The following is a 22284-nucleotide window of genomic DNA, read 5'->3' on the forward strand; positions in this document are numbered from 1 at the left end:
TCCTTCAGGCGGCGTTCTTGGCGGGGCGCTTGCGCGACTCGAGCTGTGCACGGCAGCTCTGGTTGATGACGCGCAGCTCGGCGAGCGTGGCGTCGATGTGGGCGCGCTTCTGCTCCAGCTCGGCGATCGCGGTGTCGGTGCGCGTGATCACGTAGTTGAGCTGCTGCGCGCGGCCCTCGCCATGGTCGCCGTACAAGTCGAGGTAATGCTTGATCTCGGCCAGCGGCGAACCGATCGCCTTGGCGCGCAGGATGAGTGCCAGCCGCGCCCGGTCGCGACGCGTGTAGACCCGCGTGCCGTTCACACGCCGCGGCGCAAGCAGGCCCTTGTCTTCGTAGAAGCGCAGCGCGCGCAGCGTCACGCCGAAATCGCGGCACAGCTCGGCGATGCCGAACAGATCGCCCGTGCCGTCGTCGCGGTGCGAGGCGACGAAGGCGCGTGCCGAGTCGTCGCGGGCCATCAGACCACGCGCTGCATGCGCAGGGCCACGCTCATGTCGCCCTGCACCTTGAGCTTGCCGGTCATGAAGCCGGTGGCCGGCTCCAGGTCGCCGCGCAGCATGGCCGCCAGGTTGTCGAGCGTGATGCCGACGGTGCAGTCCGCGTCGGCGCCGCGGTTGTCCACCGTGTTCGGCACGGCCTTGCCGTCCACGTAGATGGTGCCGGCCTCGCCGCAGTCGAACTTGAGCGTGGCGTTCAGGCCGCTGTCGTCTCCGACCTTGGTGCGGATGGCGGTGGTGCAGTCGTCGAGGGTCATGGGGCAGGGTGGGAGGTCAGTGTGCAGATGGCCGGCATCCTAGGGTCCGCCGCTGCCGAAGGGTACCGTGTAATCACCAATACGCCAGCGGGATGACGTTAACGTAAGCTGCGCGGCCATGACGGACCCCACCGAATCGAAGGCCGGCGAGCGCCGGCGCTACGCCAGCGTGCTGCGCCCGGGCCTGTTCGCCGGTCAATTGATCTGGGTCACGGGCGGCGGCAGCGGCATCGGCCGCTGCGTCGCGCACGAGCTGGCCTCTCTGGGCGCCACCGTGGTGCTCAGCGGCCGAACCGCCGAGAAGCTGGAGCGCGTCGCCGCCGAGATCGCCGAGGACGGGGGCCGCGCTGTCACGCGCGCCTTCGACATCCGCGACGAGGACGCCGTGAAGTCGCATGTCGCCGAGGTGGTCGCCGCCCACGGCGCGGTGCACGGCCTGGTCAACAACGCCGGCGGGCAGTTCCCGGCGCCACTGATGGCGATCAGCAAGCGCGGCTTTGAGGCGGTGGTGGCGAACAACCTGACCGGCGGCTTCCTGATGATGCGCGAGCTGTTCCTGCAGTCGATGCAGGCGCACGGCGGCGCCATCGTCAACATGACGGCCGACTTCCGCAATGGCATGCCCGGCATGGGCCACAGCGGCGCGGCGCGCGCAGGCATGGCCAACCTGACGCAGACGGCCGCCTTCGAGTGGGCGCACGCCGGCGTGCGCGTCAACGCGGTGGCGCCGGGCTGGATCGCCTCCAGCGGCATGGACAGCTACGGTGGCCTGACGAAGACGCTCATCCCCAAGCTGAAGAACCACGTGCCGCTGCGCCGCCTGGGTGCGGAGGCCGAGGTCAGCGCGGCGATCTGCTTCCTGCTCAGCCCGGGCGCGGCCTTCATCACCGGCGTCACGCTGGCCATCGACGGCGGCGCGCCGCTGGGCAGCCCGCTGTTCCCGAGCCTGGACCACGACAAGTCGCAGCCCTTCGGCGGCTTTCATCGCGCCACCACGCCCGACGTGCTAAAGGGCGGTGCCTGATGCCGGTCATCACCTCGAAGCTCGACCCGGCGAGCGCTGCCTTCGCCGCCAACACGCAGCGCATGGCCGAGCGCCTGGCCGAGGTGCAGCGGCTCGAAGGCCTGGTGATCGCCGAGAGCGAATCCAAGCGCTCGCGTTTCGAGCAGCGCGGCCAGCTGCTGCCGCGCGAGCGTGTCGCGCGCCTGCTCGACCGCGGCTCGGGCTTCCTCGAGCTCAGCCGGCTGGCGGGCCTGAACATGCACGACGACGACGGCAAGAAGGCCGTGCTCGGCGGCGGCAGCATCGTGGGCATCGGCACGGTGGCCGGCAAGCGTGTGCTGATCTCGGCCAGCGACAGCGGCGTGAAGGGCGGCACCGTCGCGCCCATGGGCCTGAAGAAGGCGCTGCGTGCGCAGGAGATCGCGCGCGAGAACAAGCTGCCGCTGGTCTACCTGGTGGAGTCGGGCGGCGCCAACCTGATGTACCAGGCGGAGATCTTCGTCGACGGCGGGCGCAGCTTCGCCAACCAGGCGCGCCTGTCGGCCGCCGGCATCCCGCAGATCGCGGTGGTGCACGGCTCGTCCACCGCCGGCGGTGCCTACCTGCCCGGGCTGTCGGACTACGTGGTGCTGGTGCGCGGGCGCAGCAGCATCTACCTGGCCGGCCCGCCGCTGGTGAAGGCGGCCATCGGCGAGGACGCGACCGACGAGGAGCTCGGCGGCGCGCAGACGCATGCCGAGGTGACGGGTCTCGGCGAGTACCTGTGCGAGAACGACGCCCATGCGATCGCGCTCACCCGCGAACTGCTCGACAAGCTGAACTGGGATGCGGCCGGCCCGGCGCGCCCCTTCATCGAGCCCTTGTTCGACGAACAGGAGCTGCTGGGCGTCGTGCCCGCCGACGAGCGCGAGCCCTACGACGTGCGAGAGGTGATCGCGCGGCTGGTCGACGGCAGCGACCTTCTCGAGTTCAAGCCCGGCTACGGCAGCGAGACGGTCTGCGGCCATGCGCGACTGATGGGCCACGCCGTGGCGATCATCGGCAACAACGGCCCGATCCAGCCCGAGGGCTCGACCAAGGCGGCGCAGTTCATGCAGCTGGCCGACCAGAGCGGCACGGCGCTGCTCTTCCTGCAGAACACCACCGGGTACATGGTCGGCTCGGCCGCCGAGCGTGGTGGCGCGATCAAGCACGGCTCGAAGATGATCCAGGCGGTGGCCAATGCACGGGTGCCGAAGTTCACCGTCGTGCTCGGCGGCAGCTACGGTGCGGGCAACTACGGCATGTGCGGTCGCGGCTTCGACCCGCGCTTCATCTTCGCCTGGCCCTCGGCGCGCACCGCGGTGATGGGCGGCGCGCAGGCGGCCAAGGTGATGGACATCGTCAACCGCAGCAAACTCGAGCGCGCCGGCCAGGCCGCCAACGAGGACGCGCTGAAGGCCATGAGCGACGCGCTGCGCCTGCGCCTGGACAAGGAGTCCACCGCGCTGTTCGGCACCGCGCGGCTGTGGGACGACGGCATCGTCGACCCGCGCGACACGCGCCGCCTGCTCGGCCTGTGCCTGGCGATGGCCGCCGAGGCCGAAACCCGCACGCTGCGCCCCAACACCTTCGGCGCCGCCCGCTTCTGAACGAGGAACCCGCGATGAAATTCACCCCCGAGCACGAGCAGATCGCCGACACGGTGCGCAAGTTCGTCGCCAAGGAGCTCAACCCGCACGTGCCCGAATGGGAGGCGGCGCAGGAGTTCCCCAGCCACGAGGTGTTCAAGAAGCTCGGCGACCTGGGCCTGCTGGGCATCAAGTACCCGACCGAGTACGGCGGCATGGGCCTGGACTTCAGCTACTCGATGGTGATGGCAGAAGCGCTGGGCGACTGCACCTGCGGCGGCGTGCCCATGGCCATCGGCGTGCAGACCGACATGGCCACGCCGGCGCTGGCCCGCTTCGGGTCCGACGAACTCCGCCGCGAGTACCTCGCGCCCACCATCGCCGGCGACTACGTGGCCTGCCTGGGCGTCAGCGAAGCCGGCGGCGGCTCCGACGTGGCGGCCGCCAAGACCAGCGCGCGCAAGGAGGGCAGCGACTACGTCATCAACGGCTCGAAGATGTGGATCACCAATGGCCTGAAGGCCGACTGGTGCTGCCTGCTGGCCAACACCTCCGAGGGCTCGCCGCACCGCAACAAGAGCCTGATCGTCGTGCCCATGGATGCGCCGGGCATCACCAAGCAGAAGATCCGCAAGATCGGCATGGACTCGTCGGACACCGCGCAGCTGTTCTTCGACAACGTGCGCGTGCCGCAGCGCAACCTGATCGGGCAGGAAGGCATGGGCTTCACCTTCCAGATGCTGCAGTTCCAGGAAGAGCGCCTGTGGGGCGCTGCGAGTTCGCTGCGGGGTCTCGACCGCATCATCGACAGCACCATCGAGTACACGCGGCAGCGCCAGGCCTTCGGCAAGAGCATCCTCGACAACCAGGTGGTGCACTTCCGCCTGGCCGAGCTGCGCACCGAGGTCGAGGCGCTGCGCGCGCTGACCTACCGCGCGGTGGAGATGTACGTGAGCGGCAAGGACGTCACCAAGCTCGCCTCGATGGCCAAGCTCAAGTGCGGGCGACTGTCGCGCGAAGTGGCCGATGCGTGCCTGCAGTACTGGGGCGGCATGGGCTTCACCTGGGACAACCCGGTGTCGCAGGCCTACCGCGACAGCCGCCTCGTGTCGATCGGCGGCGGCGCCGACGAGGTGATGCTGGGCATCATCTGCAAGCTCGAAGGCACCTTGCCGAAGGTGGCCAAGTGAGCGAGCCGGTCGTTCTCACGCGCCGGGCCGGCGCGGTGCTGCACCTGACGCTGAACCGGCCGCAGGCGCGCAACGCGATGTCGATGGCCATGGTGCTGGCGCTGCGCGAGGCGCTGGCCGAGGCGGAAGCCGACGACACGGTACGCGTGGTGGTGCTGCGCGGCGCGGGCGGGCACTTCAGCGCCGGCGCCGACATCACCGAGATGGCCACCGCGCGCATGAGGCTGGCCGCCGACCCGAACGCGATCGCGGCGGTCAACGCCTCCTTCGGCGAACTCTGCGCCGATTACGCACGCACCGGCCTGGCGGTGGTGGTGGTGGTCGAAGGCACGGCCATGGGCGGCGGTTTCGGCCTGGCCTGCGTGGCCGACGTCACGATCGCCGGCGAGAGCGCCGTGTTCCGATTGCCAGAGGCTTCGCTCGGGGTCGTGCCGGCGCAGATCGCGCCCTACCTCGTCGAGCGGCTGGGCACCTCGCAGGCGCGGCGGCTGGCGGTGACGGGCGGGCGCATCGACGCGAAGGCCGCCTTGGCGCTCGGCCTGGTGCACGAACTGCATGCCGATGCCGAACTCGACACCGCGTTGCAGCGCGTGCTGGGCGAGATCCTGCAGAACGCGCCACAGGCGGTGGCGGCCACCAAGGCGCTGATCGCCAAGGCGCGGCTGCACAGCCCGGCCTCGCTGGTTCAGGAGGCCGCCGAGGTCTTCTCTCGTGCCGCGCTGTCGGCCGAGGGGCACCGAAGGCAGACCGCCTTCCTGCAAAAGCGCAAGGCGAAGTGGATGCCGCAGTGAGCTTCGAGAAGATCCTCATCGCCAACAGAGGCGAGATCGCCTGCCGCGTGATCCGCACGGCGCGTGCGCTCGGCTATCGCACGGTGGCTGTCTACAGCGACGCCGATGCCGGCGCGCCGCATGTGTTGCAGGCCGACGAGGCGGTGCGCATCGGCCCGGCGCCGGCGGCCGACTCCTACCTGAACGTCGCCGCGCTGCTCGACGCGGCGCGCCGCAGCGGTGCCGATGGCGTGCACCCGGGCTACGGGTTTCTCAGCGAGAACGCCGCCTTCGCGCAGGCCTGCCTCGATGCGGGGCTGGTGTTCATCGGCCCGCCGCCCGCGGCCATCACCGCGATGGGTGACAAGGCCCTGGCCAAGCGGCGTTTGCACGATGCCGGCGTGCCCTGTGCGCCGGGTTACCTGGGCCACGCGCAGGACGATGCGACGTTGCACGCCGAGGCCCTGAAGCTGGGCTTCCCGCTGCTGGTCAAGGCGGTGGCCGGCGGCGGCGGGCGCGGCATGCGCCTGATGCGTTCTGCCGACGAGATCGGCGAGGCACTGGCCGGCGCGCGGCGCGAGGCGAAGGGCGCCTTCGGCGACGACACGCTGATGCTGGAGCGGCTCGTCGAGCATGGCCGCCACATCGAGATCCAGGTGTTTGCCGATGCGCACGGCCACGTCATCCACCTTGGCGAGCGCGACTGCAGCGCGCAGCGGCGGCGCCAGAAGGTCATCGAGGAGTCGCCCTCGCCGGTGGTCTCGCCCGAACTGCGCGCGGCGATGGGCCACGACGCGGTGGCGGCGGCGCGCGCCGTGGGCTACGTGGGCGCAGGCACCGTGGAGTTCATCCTCGACCAGACGGGCCGCCACTACTTCCTCGAGATGAACACGCGGCTGCAGGTCGAGCACCCGGTCACCGAGATGGTGACGGGGCTGGACCTGGTCGAGTGGCAATTGCGCATCGCCGCCGGCGAGCCGCTGCCTCTGAATCAGGAACAGGTGGCGATGCAGGGCCATGCCATCGAGGTGCGCCTGTACACCGAAGACCCGTACGCCGGCTTCGCGCCACAGACCGGTACGGTGATCCACTGGCAACCCGAGGCGGCGCTGCAGCCGGGCGTTCGCATCGACCATGGGCTGGCCGAAGGCAGCGTGATCGGCCCGTACTACGACGCCATGGTTGCCAAGCTGATCGCGCATGGCCGCGACCGCGCCGACGCGATCCGCCGCCTGCGCGCCGCGCTCGCGGCTGCGCCGCTGCTCGGCCTGCGCCACAACGCGCACTTCCTGCGCGAGCTGCTCGACCATGCCGCATTCCGCCGCGGCGAGATGACCACGCAGTTGCTCGACGACTGGCAGCGCGACGGCGTGCCGCTGATGCAGCGGCCGGTGGCCAGCGATGAAGACTGGTGCCTGGCCGCCGCCGCCTTCGCACTGCGCGAGGGCGCCATGCAGCGGCCGGAGAGCGTGGCGGCCTGCGACCTGCCGTTGCAGCTGGAAGGCCGGCACCGCACGCCCCGCGTGCGGCCGCGGCGCGACGGCAGCGTGCAGGTCACGCTCGACGGCGTGGCGCATGAGCTGCGCTTGCTGGCCAGCGGCGAACGCCAACTGCGTTATGCATGGGACGGTGTCGCGCGCCGCGCCGTGGCGGTCTGGCAGGGTGGGGCGCTGCATCTGGCACGGGAGGCGCATGTCTTCGTCTTCGACGAGCCTTCGCCGGTGCCGCAGTCCGAACACCACGCCGACGCGGGCCGCGCCCTGGCGCCGGTGGCCGGCGTCGTTGCCAAGCTGGCCGTCCAGCCGGGCGACAGGGTCGCCGCCGGCCAACCGCTCGTGTGCGTCGAGGCGATGAAGATGGAGATGTGGGTCCCCGCCGGCGCCGCGGGCCGCGTCGTGCGCGTCGTGGTGCAGGCCGGGCAGCAGGTGGCTTCGGGCGCGCTGCTGGTGGAACTCGAACTGGCGGCCGCGGCCGCCGAATGACGGAGAGCACGTGGACAAGGCCATCCTCACCTGCGCGCTGACCGGCGTGCTGACCAACCCGAAGCAGCATCCTGTGCCGGTCACGCCCGCGCAGATGGCCGCCGAGGCGCGCGACGCCTTCAACGCCGGTGCCTCGATCATGCATGTGCACCTGCGCATGCAGGAGGAGGGCCTGGGCCACATGCCGAGCTGGGATCCGGACGTGGCCGAGTCGGTGGTGAATGCCATCCGAGCCGCCTGCCCCGGCGTGATCATCAACCTGACCACCGGCGTGATCGGCAAGGACGTCTCCGGGCCGCTGGAGTGCATCCGCCGCGTCAAGCCCGAGATCGCCGCCTGCAATGCCGGCAGCCTGAACTACCTGAAGATCAAGTCCGACGGGCAATGGGCCTGGCCGCCGATGGTGTTCGACAACCCGGTGCCCAAGGTGCAGCAGTTCCTCGACGTGATGCAGGAGTATGGCGTACACCCGGAGTTCGAGTGCTTCGACGTGGGCATCGTGCGCTCGGTCGGCATGTACCTCGAGGCCGGCATGCTCAAGCCGGAGATGGGCACGCCCGAATACAACTTCGTGATGGGCGTGGCCTCGGGCATGCCCTGCGACGCCGACCTGCTGGCCCTGCTGCCGCGCTGGGTGAAGCCGGGCAGCGTGTGGCAGACCACGCTGATCGGCCGCGGCGAGATCTGGCCGGTGCACCAGCGCACCGCCGAGCTCGGCGGCATGCTGCGCACCGGGCTGGAAGACACCTTCTACCTGCCCGGCGACCAGCGTGCCACCGGCAATGGCGTGCTGATCGAGGCGCTGGCCGCTTGCGCACAACGTGCCGGCCGCACGGTGGCCAGCCCGGCCGAGGCGAGGCAACTGCTCGGCCTGCGGCACTGACCGACCGCGTGGCCGCCGGCCGCAGGCGGCGGTTCAGTGCAGCGTGTTCATCTCCGGCGCGTGCGGCTTCCAGCCTGCGGCGAACTTCACCAGCTCGGCCAGCGGCTTGGGCGGCGAGACCAGGTAGCCCTGCACTTCGTGGCAGCCGGCCTTGGCCACCACGGCGAGCTGCTGGGCTGATTCCACGCCTTCGCAGACGGTGCGCATGCCCAGCGTGGCGGCGAGCTGCGCGATCATCTGCACGATGGCGCGCGCGTCCTTGCGAAGCAGCACCTCGTTGACGAAGGCGCGGTCGATCTTCAGCGTGTCGAACGGAAAGCGCCGCAGGTAGGCCAGCGACGAGTAGCCGGTGCCGAAGTCGTCGAGCGCGACGCGCACGCCCAGGCCGCGCAGCGCATGCAGCTGCTCCAGCGCGCCGTGGATGTCTTCCATCAGCACCGACTCGGTGATCTCGAGCTCGAGCATTGCCGGCGTCATCTCGAACTCGCGCAGCGCGTCGCGCACGTGCGTGACGAAGCGAGCGTCGCGCAATTGCGCCGGCGACACGTTGACCGACACGCACATTCCGGCCAGCGGACCGGTGGCGGCGCGGCAGGCTTCACGGAGCGCCCAGCGGCCGAGGTCGTCGATCAGGCCGGTCTGCTCGGCCACGGGGATGAACTCCACCGGGCTGACGCGGCCGAGCACGGGGTGCTCCCAGCGCATCAGCGCCTCGGCACCGACGATCTGCCATTCCGCGATGTCGACCTTGGGCTGCCAGTGCATGGCGAGCTGGTCGTTCGCAATGGCAAAGCGCAGGCCGGCCTCGATGTCGACACGACGGCGACTGTTCGCGCCCATCTCGGGCGAGTACAGCGCCAGCCGGCCGCGGCCGTCTTCCTTGGCGGCGTAGAGCGCGGTGTCGGCGCGCACCAGCAGGTCGTCGACGCCAACTTCGTTCTCGCCGAACATCGCCACGCCGACGCTCGCCCCCACGCGCAAGTGCCGGCCCTGCACGTCGATCGGAAGCTCAAGCGCATCGATCAGCCGCTGGGCCAGCACACCGGCTTCGTCGGCCGCGCCGGAATGCGTCATGACCACGGCGAATTCGTCGCCGCCCAGCCGTGCCACGGTGTCGCCGGTGCGCAGGCTGTCGCGCAGGCGCTGTGCCACGCACTTGAGCAGCTCGTCGCCAGCGCTGTGGCCGAGGCTGTCGTTGACGATCTTGAAGTGATCGAGGTCCACCATCAGCAGTGCGCCGGGCCGGCCCGCGCGCAAGGCGCTGGCCAGCGCATCGCGCAGCATGAATCTGTTGGCCAGACCGGTGAGCGAATCGGTGTGGGCCAGCTGGAGCAGGCGCAGCTCGGTCTCGAACTTGTCGGTCACGTCGGCGATCACGCCGCGCCAGCCGAGCGTGCGGCCGCGGTCGTCGAGCAGCCGCTTGCCGTTGAACGAAAGGTGGCGCACGCCGTCACCGTCCTTGACCGAGAGGCGCTGGTCACGGAAAGGGTGGCCGTCGTCCAGCGCCTGCTGGAGTTCGTCCAGGCCCGAGACGGCGCGGCGCTCCAGCAGCGCCAGCAGAGAACGCGAGCGGATGTCGGCGTCGTTGACGCCCAGCAGCGCGGCCAGACGCGGCGAGAGGTGGTTGAGGTGACCGCCTGTGCTCGTCTCCCAGAGGGCTTCGTCGGCGTGCTGCTCGAAGTCCTGCAGCAGCACCGACAACATGCGTTCCTGCCGCACCGCGTCGGTCTGTGAGCGCAGCAGGGCCATCGACTTGCGCCAGCTGGCCAGCGAGCCCAGCATCACCATCGGGGCGTACATCGCCAGCAGCGCGGCGACGGCGTGGTAGGTCGGTTCGGCAGCGCGCCAGAGCGCGCCGAGCGAGGCCACCGAGTAGACGGCCGCGTAGGCCAGTGCGGCCAGCGGCAACGGGCTGAGCATGAACGTGCCCGCGCCGAGCATGCCGGTGAACAGCGTGGCCACGAGCAGCTGCTGCGCCGGAGACGCCCCCGGGAACCACAGCAGCGGCACGACGGCCCAGATGCCGGCGAGCAGCGCGGCATGCACGGTGGCGCGGTGCAGTGCGCGCGGCCGGGCGGTGTGGAGCGCACGCCCGCCGCGGCGCAGCCAGCTCAGCGTGGCCAGCCCGAGCACCAGCAGCAGGATGCCCAGCCAGGCCAGCATGCCCGTGGGCCTGTCGTCGTGGAAGGCCCAGACGACCAGCGCGCCGCTGCCCAGATTGGCCAGCATCGCGTAGGGCGTCAGCCGCAGGACGGAGTGGAGCTGCGCGCCGCGCAACTGCGCCGCCACATGGCCGGTGCCGCCGTACAGGTCGGCGATGCCGGCGCGCAGGCCGGCGAGACCGAGGGGGGGTGCGCTCACGCAGGCAGCCCGGTGGCATCGCCCGGTTGAGCCCGAACGCTGGAGAGGCTCTGCTGCTCCTCGGCGACGAAACCCATCACCCGCTGGGCCGGCAGGGGGCGGCAGAAGAGAAAGCCCTGCAGTTCGGCGCAAGGGGTCGAGCTGAAGAAGGCCGCCTGCGCCTGCGTCTCCACGCCCTCGGCGACCACGGCGATGTCCAGGGCGCCGGCGAGTTCGATGATGGCACTGGCCACGGCGCGGTCGCGCGGATTGCTGGCGATGTCGGTCACGAAACTGCGATCGATCTTCAGGAAGTCGACATCCAGATGGCGCAGGTAGTTCAGCGATGAATAGCCGGTGCCGAAATCGTCGATCGAGATTCGCAGACCCATCGCCTTGAGCTCGGCAATGGTGGTGCGGGCCCGATCGGCGTGGGCGATCAGCAGCGATTCGGTCAGCTCCAGCTCGAGCTGCGCGGGCACGGCGCCGCTTTCGGCGAGCACGCGCCGCACCATGGGGACGAAAGTGTCGCTCTGGAACTGCGAAGTCGAGACGTTCACCGACACCCGCAACGGCGCCATGCCGGCCTCGTGCCAGGCACGCGTCTGCGCGCAGGCCGTGCGCAGCACCCATTCACCGACGATGGGCATCATGCCGGTGTCCTCGAGCGTGCCGATGAACATGCCGGGCAGCACCAGGCCGCGCGTCGGGCTGGCCCAGCGAAGCAGGGCCTCGAGAGCGACCACGCGGCGCGTGGCGGCATCGATGCGGGGCTGGTAGTGGAGCTCGAACTCGCCGTCGCGGAAGCCCTTCTTCAACGCGCACTCGAGGTCAAGTCGCTGGAGCGAACGCTGGTTCATGTCGGCGCTGTAGAAGGCATGGGTGCCGCGGCCGCCTTCCTTGGCGGCGTACATGGCCGCGTCAGCGTTCTTCACCAGCGCTTCGGCACTCTGCCCGTCGGCGGGGAACACGGCGATGCCGATGGTGGCGCCAACGGTCAGTTCGTGTCCCTGCACCGTCACCGGCTGAGCCACTGCCGCGGTGATCCGCCGTGCCACGTAAGCGGCGTCTTCGGGCAAGCCGACTTGCGGCAGGATGACGGTGAACTCGTCGCCGCCCATCCGGAACAGCAGGTCGCTGCCGCGCAGGCACTGGTGGATGCGCTCGGACACCGCCCGGAGCAGGGCGTCGCCGGCCGGGTGGCCGAGGCTGTCGTTGACGATCTTGAAGCGGTCCAGGTCGATGAACATCAGGCCGCAGTTGTGGCCGTGGCGTGCCGCCAGCGATACCGCCTCGGACAGGCGCTCGGAGAAGTAGGCTCGGTTGGGCAGCCCGGTCAGCGCATCGTGGTAGGCCTGATGGCGTACCTGCTCTTCCTTGGCCGCCCGCTCGGCCTCTTGCGCCGCGATGATCCCGTCGGCCTTGCGCACCACGATCAGCAGGAAACCATACAGCGTGCCCAGCAGCATGAGCACGATGGCAGCCACCTGCCATTGCGCGCGGTGCTGCTTGTCGATCAGTTCGGTCACGTCGGCATAGACCTCGAACACGCCTTCGACCGGTGAGTCGGCGGAGATCCGGATCGGTACGTACGAGGCGATCAGGTTGCGGTTGTTGATGACGCCTTCGAATGCATCAAAGCGCTCGCGGTAGGTGATCTGGCTGGCCACGCCGCCCGCGCGAGCGTCGTTGAAGCCCTGGTTGCCGCTCTTGTCTTCGCCGATCTGGGATGCGTCGGTGGAGAACACCGTGGTGCCGGCGAGGTTGTAGATCTTCACCTTGGCGATCGACAGGCCGTGCATCTTGGTCAGCACATCGGCGCGCAGGCCGGCCAGCGCGGCATCGGCCAGCAAGTCGTCGCGGGAGCGCCCCGTCGACGTGGCCACGAAGACGCGGTAGCGACCCCAGACCGAGTTGGCGAATGCTCGCGTGAGCTCGGCGTTCGAGCGGCTTTGCTGATCGAGCAGGTGGCGTTCCGTCAGCGCGCGGAAGGTCCAGAACAGGCTGGCCGTGACCAGCAGGATGCCCGCGAGGCTGGCCAGCGAGAAGTAGCGCGTCAGCCGAAAGGGGCGCGGTCGGTGTGACGACACCGGGGATGCGGCTGCAAGCGGGGGCATGGGTCTCGGCAGACGGGGGGATGGGGACATTTCGGCAACGGCGCACCGATCTTGAGCGAGTCAGCAGCGGCGAACGGCCCGGCATGTGCACGGCCGTGACAAGCTGCCGGGAAAGCGCCACGGATGGGCGAGACGGCATGCGCTGGTCGGCGATCTGCGAGGACCGCCGTTCTGCCCAGGCTGGCCGCCCGAACCGCTCGAGTATCAGCCTTCGAGTGCGGCCACTTCGCCGGTGAGCTGCACGGCGGTCTGCAGCGTGCCCTGCAGCAGGTTGCGCAGCAGGCGCAGCGCGAGGGCCGGGCGCTCGGTTTCCAGGCGCGCGAAGGCCTCACGGTCCAGCGTGCAGCAGTCGACCGGCGTGTCGGCGCGCGCGCTGGCCGAGCGCTGGCCGCCGGCGAGCAAGGCCATCTCGCCGAAGCTCATGCCTGCCGACAGCGTCGACAGGCGCTTCTGGCCGCCGCCGGGCAGATCGACGACCACGCTCACCTCGCCGCGCATCAGGAAGTAGATCGCATCGGCCGGGTCGCCGCGGCGCACCAGCAGCGCGCCCGGCTCCGACTGCACGCGCGAGACCAGCGTCTCGAGGAAAGCGACATCCTCCGGCGCGGCGCCTTCGCACAGGCGGTGATCGGCCAGGCGGTCGATCGCGCTGCTGGCGTGCGTGCCGCCATGCTGCGCGAGCAGCGCACGTTCGCACCACTCCAGGCCGAGGTCGAGCTGCGGCTGGAAGCTCAGCGCGCGCGCGTTGCGCGGGTCGATCTCGGTGTCCAGCGCCGCGAGCAGTTCGCCGCGCCGCACGCGGGTCAGTACCACGTGCTGGCCGCGTCCGGCGCAGCGACCGATCAGCGCGGCAAGCATGCGCGTGGCGGCACCGTCGACATGGCTGACGCGCTTGAAGTCCAGCACCGCGAACTGCAGCGGCCGCGGGTCGTCGACGATGGCATGCAGCACCGGCTCGATGGTCGCGAAGCGCAGGTCGCCCTGCAGCTCGAACACGCGCGCCGCGGCACCGTGCTCGGCGAGCAGGCTGTTCTCGGCCGCCGAGCGTCGGCGCTTGGAGCGCAGCTCGGCCAGCGTGTAGCTCGCGCGCACCGTCGACACCGAGGCGCGCGGCGGCTGCAGGAAGTGCAGGCCGAGGTCGCGCGAGATGGTCTCGCAGGCCTTCACGCCGCGCACGCTGTTGCCGCGCTCGTCCAGCGCCGGCGAGTACACGGCGATGCCCAGCTGCCCCGGCAGCACGGCCATGATGCCTCCGCCCACGCCGCTCTTGGCCGGCAGCCCGACACGGTAGACCCATTCGCCGGTGAAGTCGTAGACGCCGCAGGTGGCCATCACGCTGAGGATGGGGCCGACGAACTCGCTGCGCACGGCGCTCGCGCCGGTGACGGGATTCGTGCCGCCGTTGGCCAGCGTGGCGGCCATCAGCGCCAGGTCGCGGCAGTCGATCAGGACCGAGCACTGGCGGAAGTAGAGGTCGAGCGCCTCTTCCGGGTCCTCGGTGACGATGTCGTAGTTGCGCAGCATGTGGCCGATGGCGCGGTTGCGGTGGCCGGTGGCGCGCTCCGATTCGAACACCGCCTCGTCGATGCCGAGCGCCCGGCCGGCGTAGGCCGACATGGCCGCGAGCACGCGCGCGAGCCGCTGCTCGCGTGTCGCGCCGGCCACCAGCGACGAGGTGGCGATGGCGCCGGCGTTGATCATCGGGTTCATCGGCCGGCCCGTCTCCGGCTCCAGGCTGATGGAGTTGAAAGCATCGCCCGAGGGCTCGACACCGACGGTGCGGCGCACGTGGTCCACGCCGCGGTCCTCCAGCGCGACGCCGTAGACCAGCGGCTTGGAGATCGACTGGATGGTGAAGGGCATGTGCGTCGAGCCGACCTCGTAGACGCGGCCATCGACAGTGGCAATGGCGATGCCGAAGCCTGCCGGGTCGGCCTTGGCAAGCTCGGGGATGTAGGTGGCGACCTGGCCGTCGGTGATGCCGGCGAGCTCGCGGTGCAGGCGCTCGAGGTAGTCCTGGATGGGCGATGTCACGAGATGGGCGGGCGCGGATGGGGTTTCATCAGCGGATCGCAACTTTCGTGCGCGGCACCGCACCACCCGCGGGCGCCTCGTGCCCTGAACGGCGCGTTGCCGCTAGCGTTCCTGGTGCACAGGCGTGGAGCCGGGCACCATTTCGGGTCTGGCCGCCGAGGGCGGCGCGGGGACGCGGTCACCCAGCACCTGCAGCGCATGCTCGTAGCCCTGGCGCACCACCTGATCGAAGCGCTTCCAGTCGAGCATGCCGACGCGGTCGAGCGGCGGGTTGAAGTACAGATCGGTCAGCGCGCGCGCCTGGCGCTGCCGCGACAGGCTGTACAGGATGGTCGAGTTGATCAGCAGCACCGGCAGGCTCGGCAGGCGGTACCGCCGCGTCTTGCGCGACCGCAGGCGGTCGAGCAGCATCGCCCATCCGCTGGGCATCTCGTCCAGCTCGATGCGCCGCGGCTTGCTGGCGTTGAGGTCGACGCCGATCACCTTGCCGACGCCGCGCAGGCCGCGCATCACGTCGACCGGGAAGTTGTTGAAGGTGCCGCCGTCGCACAGCAGTTCGCCGTCCATGATGACCGGGGGCAACGCGCCCGGGATGGCGGTGCTGGCCAGCAGCGACTTCAGCAGGTCGCCGCGCTGCAGCACCATCTCGCTGGCACGCGAGAAGTTGGTGGCGACGCAGAAGAAGCGCTTCCACAGGTCCTCGATGGCCGCGCCCTCGCCGATGTTGTCGGCCACCGCGCGGCTGACGATGCGGCGCAGACGCCGGCCCTTGATCAGCGAGATCAGCGGCAGCAGCGAGAAGTCGCCGGTCGGGTTGCGGCCGAACTCGGCGCGCGCTGTCGCTTCCAGCCGCTGCGGCGACTGGTCGGTGGCGATCAGCGCAGCCATGATCGCGCCAATGCTGGTGCCGCCCACGTAGTCGGGCTCGATGCCGTGCTCGCGCAAGGCGCGGAACACGCCCAGGTGCGCAAAGCCCCGCGCGCCGCCGCCGGCCAGCACCAGGCCGACCGCGTTGCGTGACTGGATGCGCGCCAGCCGCGCCATGTCGCCCTCGTGGCCGCGGCGCAGGTGCACGTGGTCGTTGACCGGCCGGCGCGCCAGCCAGCGCGACGTGCCGCGCGGCATCGCCGTGCCTGCGTCGTGCATCAGCACCAGGATCTCCGCCGCCTCTGCATGCGGCGGCCGATCGACCAGGAAGGCCTGCTCGCTGGTGTGAACCACCGGCTCGGCCTCGGCCGCCGCCAGCAGCAGGATCTCGTCAGCGTGACGCGTGCACCGGTGCGTCCAGTCGGTCGGAGCGCCGTCGCCGACCAGCAGCACGTAGTCGTGCGTGCCTTCGAACTCGTCGAACAGCATCGCCACGCCGCGCTGCGCACGCTCGTCGTCGACGGCCATGCTCGGCAGGCCGAGGGCCTTGAGCTGGGCATCGACGCCCGCGGCATCGAGCACGCCCACCTTGCCGTGCGCCGAGAGTTCGCGAGCCAGCGACTGGGCGAAGGCCGCGCTGTCGATGCCGGCGCTCACGGGCAAGAGCGCCATCGTCACCGGCCGGTCCATCACCGTGCGGTCGTGCTCGGTGCGCAGCCGCGCGATGATCTGCCGCGTCAGCGCCAGCGTGACCTGCGGGCTGTGCGACTGCAGGTTGGCGAAGTCGTCCTTGCCCAGGCTCACCAGCACCGAGTCGCGGATCGCCACCAGCGTGGCCGAGCGCGGCGCGTCGGTGATCAGGCTCATCTCGCCGACGACCTCGCCGCGCGACACCTCGCGCACCACGCGGCGCACGCCGTCTTCCTCGATGTAGACGCGCAGCCGGCCGCTGACCAGCAGGTACAGCGCGTCGCCGGGCTCGCCCTGGCGCATCAGCGTCTCGCCTCCGGCCAGTTGCATCCAGCGCACGCGGCCGCGCACCGCATCGATGGCCTGCGCGTCGATGATGCCCAGGAAGGTTCGCAGGTGATGCAGCAGCAGGTCGTCCTGGTGCGGCGGGCGAGGGCCGGCGGAGGGCATGGCAGATCCGGTGTCGGGCAAGGTGGATTCCGTGGGTGCGTCGCGATTCTGATGCAAGGCGCGCGCGGGAAAACCCGGGGCTATCACGGACGCTGCGCAGTGACGGGCTCTGGGCGAGAATGGGCCAAACCAACAAGAGACTCACCGCCGACATGCCGTGCCAGGAATGTCTTCATCCATCAGGATCCGGCCATGAATGAAGACACGCCCGCAATGGCCCCGGGCCTGATGTCGCGGTTGGTGCAGTCGCTGCGCGAACGCTTCGCCGGCGGACACGCCGACGCAGACGCGCCGGCACCGTTGCCTGCGCTGCTGCAGGCCCATGCCGCCAAGCTGTGCAGCGCCGCCGAGGCCGTGGCGCACATTCGCCACGGCGAACACGTCTTCGTGGGCACCGCCTGCGCCACGCCGCGTGCGCTGGTGCATGCGCTGGAAACGCGCAGCCCGAAGCCGGGCGACGTCGAACTGCTGCACTTCCTCACCGACCAAGCCGTGCCGCACGATGCGCAAGGCCAGGCCACCACGGCCTACCGGCACCGCTGCTTCTTCGTCGGCGCCGACCTGCGCGCCGCGGTGCGCCAGGGCCTGGCCGAGTACGTGCCGATGTCGATCGCGCGCGTGCCGCAGCTCATCGCCAACGGGCGCATCCCGGTCGACGTGGCACTGATCCAGGTGTCGCTGCCCGATGCCTTCGGCTACGTGAGCCTGGGCGTGTCGGTGGACATCGCGCCGGCGGCGGTGGCCAAGGCGCGGCTGGTGATCGCCGAAGTCAACCCGGCCATGCCCTGCACGATGGGCCACTCGATGCTGCACGTCGACGAGATCGACTGGCTGGTGCCGATAGAAACGCCGGTGATCGAGTACCAGCACGACGCCCTGCCCGGCGAGGTGGTCGAGCAGATCGCGCGCTACATCTCCGGCATCATCGACGACGGCTCGACACTGCAGATCGGCCTGGGCCGCGTCACCAACGAGGCGCTGAAGTACCTCGCCGACCGCAGCGACCTGGGCATCCACTCCGACGTCATCACTGATGCGATCATTCCGCTGCTCGAGCGCGGCATCCTCAACGGTCGCCGCAAGACCGACCAGCGCGGGCAGATCGTCACCAGCTTCGCGATGGGCTCGCGGCGCCTGTATGACCTGATCGACCGCAACCCGCTGTTCTCGTTCCAGCCGATCGAGGCGGTCTGCCAGCCTTCGGTGATCGCCGCGCAGCACCGCATGGTGTCGGTGACGCAGGCCTTCGCGATCGACCTGTCCGGCCAGGTCTGCGCCGACCAGCTCGACGGCGAGTACTACAGCGGCCTGGCGGCGCAGGGTGAGTTCCTGCGCGGTGCCTCGCGCTCGCCCGGCGGCAAGCCGATCATCTGCCTGCCGTCGACTGACGCAGCCGGAACCAGCTCACGCATCCGCGTGCAGCTTCTCGCTGGCGAGGGAGTGACCATCGCGCGGAGCGACGTGCACTACGTGGTCACCGAGTACGGCATCGCCTACCTGTTCGGCAAGTCGATGCGCGAGCGCGCCATCTCGCTCATCGAGGTGGCGCACCCGAAGTTCCGCGCCGAGCTGTTCGCGCAGGCGCAGGTGCTGGGCCTGCTGCCGGCCGGCCAGACGCTGAAGAACATGCGCGCCTACCCGGTGCAGGAGGAAGAGACGGTCGCGCTCAAGGGCGGCCGCTCGGTGCTGCTTCGCCCCTCGACGGCCGGCGATGCGGAAGGCATCCGAACGCTCTTCCACAGCCTGTCGGAGCGCGACGTCTACACGCGCTTCTTCCGCAACGTGCGCAGCCTGTCGAACCAGGACGTGCAGCGGCTGTGCAACCTCAACTTCGAGACCGAGGTCGGCTTCGTCGCCGCCACCGGCCCGCGCGAGAACCCGCAGATCGTCGGCCAGGCCTGCTACTTCATCGACCCCTCGACCAACCTGGCCGAGACGGCCTTCATCGTCAGCCCTGAGTGGCAGGGCTGCGGCCTGGGCACGGCGCTGCAGCTGCGCATGATGAACGACGCCAGGCGGCGCGGCGTGCGCGGCTTCGTCGCGGAGATCATGTCGACCAACGACGCGATGATCCGCCTGGCCAAGGGCGGCTGGTCGAGCGTCAGCACCGAGAGCATGGGCAGCACGGTTCGCGTGACGGCGCTGTTCTGAGCGGGGGGGCCGGTTGAGCGAACGCTTGAGTGCAGACCGACGCCGCGCGCCCTGGCCCGCGGAGATCCTCGGCGGGACGATCGGCTCGGTGGTGATGCTCGCGGTCGTGGTGACGATCGGCCTGCTGGGCTACGCGCCGCTGGGCGAAGGCTCCGCACCGCGCGGGCTGGCGGCGGCCTTTGTCTCGGTCACGTTCGGCGGCGTGCTGTTCGCGCTGTTCGGGCGCGGTGCCATGCCGGTGGCCGGGCCGAGTTCGGCCACCGCGCTGATCTTCGCCGGCGTGATCGGGCCGCTGGTTCACGACCCCGCCGTGGCGGCGGCCGGTGCGTCGGGCATCGCGCTGGTGCTGGCCGCGGGCGGATCGGCGGTGGTGCTGATGGGCGTGCTGCAGATCGTCTTTGCGCGGTTGGGCCTGGGGCGCATCGCGCAGTTCGTACCGCAGCCGGTGCTCGCCGGCTTCATGAACGGCGTCGCCGTGCTGATCTTCCTGTCGCAGTTGCCCACGCTGCTCGGGCTGCGCCCGGGCGCGGGGCTGGTGGACTTTCACGCCGGCACGCTCGCCCTGGGCCTGGCCACGGCGGCTTGCACCTGGCTGATCGCCTGGCGCTGGCCGCAGGCGCCGGCGCAGCTCATCGGCCTGGCCTTCGGCCTGGCGCTGTATGCCGGCCTGCATCTGAGTTCGTCGGCGCTGATGCTGGGTGGGTCCGTCGGCCCGCTGCCGTCGAGCCTGCCGATGCCGGAGCTCGCGTGGCAGATCGCCGATCCCGCCACGGCGGCGTTCGTCTGGCGGCACAGTTCCGACGTGCTCACCGCGGCCGCCGTGCTGGCGCTGATCGGTGCGCTCGAATCGGTGCTCAGCGGCATGGCAATCGACCAGCAGCTCGACTCGCGCCACGATGCCGGACACGACCTGTTGGTGCTGGGCGTGTCGAACATCGTCGTCGGCCTGTTCGCAGGCCTGCCGGTGGTCGTGTTGCGCGCACGCGCCCTGGCGACGCTGCGCGCCGGCGGGGTGGGACGACGCTCGGCGCTGGTCGGCGCGCTGGCTTTCGGCGCGATGTACCTGCTGTTCGCGCATTGGCTGGCGCTGCTGCCCAAGGCGGTGCTGGCCGGCATCATGCTGACGGTGGCCGTGGCGCTGGTGGATCGCTGGACCCGGCAATTGATCGGCCAGTGGCGCAGCGGCGAACGCTCCGCCGACGTGTGGGAGACGCTGGCCATCGTCGCCTTCGTCTGCGCGGTCACCGTCTGGCGCGGCTTCGCGGTCGGCGTGGCCGCCGGCGTGCTGGTGACGCTGGTCGTCTTCGTGCGCAACATGAACCGCTCGCTGGTGCGCTCGCGGCGCACGGCTGCGCTCGAAGCTTCGCGGCGCGTCTACCCGTCGCGCCAGGAGGACTTCCTGCGCGAGGCGCGCGTGCGCATCGCGCTGCTCGAGCTGGAGGGCGCGCTGTTCTTCGGCAGCGCCGAGCGCCTGGCCCGCGAGGTGGACGCGATCGGCGCCGAGGCGCGCTTCGTCGTGCTCGACCTGCGCGGCGTGGGCACCATCGACGCGTCGGGCGCGATGCTGCTGCAGCAGATGTCAACCAGCCTGTGCAGACGCGGACAGACGTTGATGCTGGCGGGCGTGACGGCCGAACATCCGCATGGGCGGCGCCTGCGCGCCTTCGGCTGCTTTCGCGAGGCGCGGCGCGACGACTGGTTCGCCGACCTCGACCGCGCTGTCGAGGCGGCCGAACTGCAGTTGCTGTCCGATGCCGGCATCGCACTGGGCGACACTGTCATCGCCCCGCAGGACAGCAGCCTGTTCATCGGCCTGGACACGGCGCAATGCGCGCTGGTGCTGGCCCAGATGCAGCCTCGCCGGCTGGCCGCGGGCGAGGTGCTGTTCCGCGAGGGTGATGCGGCCGACGGCCTCTACGTGCTGACGCGCGGCTCGATCACGGTGGTGGCCGGTAGCGGGCCGCAGCACCTGCGCCAGCGCTTCGTGAGCTTCTCGGCCGGGCTGATGCTGGGCGAGACGGCGATGCTCGATGGCGGCGGTCGCAGTGCGGGCGCTACCGCCGACTCCGACGCCGAGGTCTTCCAGCTCACCAAGCAAGGGCTGGATCGCATCGGGCGCGAGCAGCCGGCACTGGCGGCGCAGCTGTACCGCAACATCGCGGTTCACCTTTCCGCGCGGCTGCGCAGCGCGACTTCGCTGCGGCGGCAGTCCGCCGGGTGATCACCCGCCCCCCGAGATCGGGGGGTGCCCGGAGCATTCTGGGCACAAATGCACACAGCATATGAAAATGTGCACATAACCCACGGTCGAATCGGAGTCCCGATTCGCACAAGCCGCACGGGCCCCAGGAGGATTCATGAATTTCGCTTCCCTGCGTGCGGGCGCCAGCCTTGCACTGCTGAGCATTGCTTGCGCGAGCATCCCGATGACGGCGCAGGCCGGAGCCGGTGTGCTGACCACCGTGGTCACGCCGCTGTCGCCGGCCGTGACCTACAGCTCCCTGGCCACCACCTCGCCGGCGCGTCCTGCGCTGAACACCTACATCGGCTACGCCGTCAGCATCGCCAATGGCGGCGGCAACACGATCAACAACATCAGCTTCACCGGTTCGGCGCGGGCCACCGACCTCGACGAGCAGGTCGTCTTCAGCTCGTCCGAAGGCGTCTCCTGCACGACCACGGCAGGCGGCACCAGCATCAACTGCGCGATCGGCCAGCTCAAGGCCGGCACCGCGTTCCCGACCTTCGCGGTCTTCTTCAAGGCGCCGGTGAAGGACACGGCCAGCCCGCTGCCCGACGGTGACCCGGCGCTGTGCGGCAGCACCGACTGCGTGGCGTTCAGCGGCATCACCTACTACGCCGAGACGACGGGTGGCGCCACCTCGCCAGTCGACAACTCGGTCGCCGAATGGACCACCGGTGCGGTCACGCTGGGCACCTTCAACCCGACGATTGTGAAGTCGGCGGTGCAGAAGAGCGGCGGCAACCTGTTCACCGGCTCGGGCGGCGTCACCTCGGGCGCGGACCCCTTCGCCACCTCGGTGATCGTGCCGGCCAGCACGAGCTTCACCACGGCCGAGATCCTCGAGACGCCGGACGCCATCAACTGCACGAACAACTTCACGGCGTGCTTCCGCTCGGACATCACCATCCCCGGCACCTTCAGCCCCTACCTGACGATCGTGCTGCGCCAGGACGCATCGACGATCCTCAAGGGCACGAAGATCGACAGCGTGCTGATCCAGTACACAGGGCCCGGCGGGACCGTGATCGTGGGCGAGTGCGCCAGCCCGACCTCGCCGCGCACCGACGGCGTGCCCTGCATCGCCAAGCGGACGTACTACAAGAGCAGCAGGACGCCTGGATGGACGCCGGACCTCGACGGTGACTTCGAGTGGACGCTGATCAACCTCAAGAACGGTTCGTACAAGGTCTTCTGAC

15 protein-coding genes are annotated in these 22284 nt (G+C 70.2%); 9 read left to right on the forward strand and 6 right to left on the reverse strand.

What is annotated here, in order from left to right; all coding sequences use genetic code 11:
* Window positions 1–4 precede the first annotated feature (4 nt).
* Both HZ992_RS07090 and HZ992_RS07095 read right to left on the reverse strand, forming a co-directional pair.
* Window positions 5–460 (reverse strand): MerR family transcriptional regulator, encoded by a 456-nt coding sequence (locus tag HZ992_RS07090; protein WP_209385966.1) that lies wholly within the window; start codon window positions 458–460, stop codon window positions 5–7.
* Window positions 460–756 carry an SCP2 sterol-binding domain-containing protein gene (locus tag HZ992_RS07095; protein ID WP_209385967.1) on the reverse strand — a complete coding sequence of 99 codons (297 nt, stop codon included), beginning with the start codon at window positions 754–756 and terminating at the stop codon, window positions 460–462. The genes HZ992_RS07090 and HZ992_RS07095 overlap by 1 nt, the downstream gene beginning before the upstream one ends.
* Before the next feature lie 118 nt (window positions 757–874).
* Between HZ992_RS07095 and HZ992_RS07100 the strand changes: the two genes are divergently transcribed.
* Genes HZ992_RS07100 through HZ992_RS07125 form a run of 6 tightly spaced genes read left to right on the forward strand, consistent with a single transcriptional unit; the run spans window position 875 to window position 8194 of the window.
* Entirely contained in the window at window positions 875–1780 is a 906-nt protein-coding gene (locus HZ992_RS07100) for an SDR family oxidoreductase (RefSeq protein ID WP_209385968.1), read from the forward strand.
* A complete protein-coding gene (locus HZ992_RS07105; protein WP_209385969.1) occupies window positions 1780–3390 on the forward strand; it encodes an acyl-CoA carboxylase subunit beta in 1611 nt (536 codons plus the stop codon). The genes HZ992_RS07100 and HZ992_RS07105 overlap by 1 nt, the downstream gene beginning before the upstream one ends.
* Window positions 3391–3404: 14 nt before the next feature.
* A complete protein-coding gene (locus HZ992_RS07110; protein ID WP_209385970.1) occupies window positions 3405–4559 on the forward strand; it encodes an acyl-CoA dehydrogenase family protein in 1155 nt (384 codons plus the stop codon).
* A complete protein-coding gene (locus HZ992_RS07115; protein ID WP_209385971.1) occupies window positions 4556–5350 on the forward strand; it encodes an enoyl-CoA hydratase/isomerase family protein in 795 nt (264 codons plus the stop codon). Before HZ992_RS07110 ends, HZ992_RS07115 begins: the two co-directional genes overlap by 4 nt.
* Window positions 5347–7311, forward strand: coding sequence for an acetyl/propionyl/methylcrotonyl-CoA carboxylase subunit alpha (locus HZ992_RS07120; protein WP_209385972.1), 1965 nt, complete (start codon window positions 5347–5349; stop codon window positions 7309–7311). The genes HZ992_RS07115 and HZ992_RS07120 overlap by 4 nt, the downstream gene beginning before the upstream one ends.
* A gap of 10 nt (window positions 7312–7321) precedes the next feature.
* Window positions 7322–8194 (forward strand): beta-keto acid cleavage family enzyme, encoded by an 873-nt coding sequence (locus HZ992_RS07125; RefSeq protein ID WP_209385973.1) that lies wholly within the window; start codon window positions 7322–7324, stop codon window positions 8192–8194.
* 33 nt (window positions 8195–8227) lie between these two features.
* Here HZ992_RS07125 and HZ992_RS07130 read toward each other — a convergent pair whose 3' ends face one another.
* From HZ992_RS07130 to HZ992_RS07145, 4 genes are all read right to left on the reverse strand, one after another.
* Window positions 8228–10555: a putative bifunctional diguanylate cyclase/phosphodiesterase gene (locus HZ992_RS07130; RefSeq protein WP_209385974.1), complete on the reverse strand. Its 2328-nt coding sequence runs from the start codon at window positions 10553–10555 to the stop codon at window positions 8228–8230.
* Window positions 10552–12624, reverse strand: coding sequence for a putative bifunctional diguanylate cyclase/phosphodiesterase (locus HZ992_RS07135; RefSeq protein WP_209385975.1), 2073 nt, complete (start codon window positions 12622–12624; stop codon window positions 10552–10554). The genes HZ992_RS07130 and HZ992_RS07135 overlap by 4 nt, the downstream gene beginning before the upstream one ends.
* 231 nt (window positions 12625–12855) lie before the next feature.
* Window positions 12856–14685 (reverse strand): glutaminase A, encoded by a 1830-nt coding sequence (gene glsA, locus HZ992_RS07140; protein WP_209385976.1) that lies wholly within the window; start codon window positions 14683–14685, stop codon window positions 12856–12858.
* 102 nt (window positions 14686–14787) lie between these two features.
* Window positions 14788–16692 carry a patatin-like phospholipase family protein gene (locus tag HZ992_RS07145; protein ID WP_209385977.1) on the reverse strand — a complete coding sequence of 635 codons (1905 nt, stop codon included), beginning with the start codon at window positions 16690–16692 and terminating at the stop codon, window positions 14788–14790.
* A gap of 192 nt (window positions 16693–16884) precedes the next feature.
* Here HZ992_RS07145 and HZ992_RS07150 point away from each other — a divergent pair, with 192 nt between their 5' ends.
* The 3 genes from HZ992_RS07150 to HZ992_RS07160 all read left to right on the forward strand — a co-directional run bounded on the left by HZ992_RS07150 (window position 16885) and on the right by HZ992_RS07160 (window position 22283).
* Entirely contained in the window at window positions 16885–18843 is a 1959-nt protein-coding gene (locus HZ992_RS07150) for a bifunctional acetyl-CoA hydrolase/transferase family protein/GNAT family N-acetyltransferase (RefSeq protein ID WP_209385978.1), read from the forward strand.
* A 25-nt stretch (window positions 18844–18868) separates the two neighbouring features.
* Window positions 18869–21064: a SulP family inorganic anion transporter gene (locus HZ992_RS07155; protein WP_209385979.1), complete on the forward strand. Its 2196-nt coding sequence runs from the start codon at window positions 18869–18871 to the stop codon at window positions 21062–21064.
* Window positions 21065–21200: 136 nt separating this feature from the next.
* The gene (locus HZ992_RS07160) at window positions 21201–22283 is read left to right on the forward strand and encodes a hypothetical protein (protein ID WP_209385980.1); all 1083 of its coding nucleotides are present in this window, start codon (window positions 21201–21203) and stop codon (window positions 22281–22283) included.
* Window position 22284 lies beyond the last annotated feature (1 nt).

Origin of the sequence: Rhizobacter sp. AJA081-3, from assembly GCF_017795745.1 — a bacterium.
Lineage (GTDB): Bacteria > Pseudomonadota > Gammaproteobacteria > Burkholderiales > Burkholderiaceae_C > Piscinibacter.

Bases quoted from the DNA above. Each gene is read 5' to 3' on its own strand.
- HZ992_RS07090 (WP_209385966.1), bottom strand. From the start codon at position 460: ATGGCCCGCGACGACTCGGCACGCGCCTTCGTCGCCTCGCACCGCGAC.
- HZ992_RS07095 (WP_209385967.1), bottom strand. From the start codon at position 756: ATGACCCTCGACGACTGCACCACCGCCATCCGCACCAAGGTCGGAGAC.
- HZ992_RS07100 (WP_209385968.1), top strand. From the start codon at position 875: ATGACGGACCCCACCGAATCGAAGGCCGGCGAGCGCCGGCGCTACGCC.
- HZ992_RS07105 (WP_209385969.1), top strand. From the start codon at position 1,780: ATGCCGGTCATCACCTCGAAGCTCGACCCGGCGAGCGCTGCCTTCGCC.
- HZ992_RS07110 (WP_209385970.1), top strand. From the start codon at position 3,405: ATGAAATTCACCCCCGAGCACGAGCAGATCGCCGACACGGTGCGCAAG.
- HZ992_RS07145 (WP_209385977.1), bottom strand. From the start codon at position 16,692: ATGCCCTCCGCCGGCCCTCGCCCGCCGCACCAGGACGACCTGCTGCTG.
- HZ992_RS07150 (WP_209385978.1), top strand. From the start codon at position 16,885: ATGAATGAAGACACGCCCGCAATGGCCCCGGGCCTGATGTCGCGGTTG.
- HZ992_RS07160 (WP_209385980.1), top strand. From the start codon at position 21,201: ATGAATTTCGCTTCCCTGCGTGCGGGCGCCAGCCTTGCACTGCTGAGC.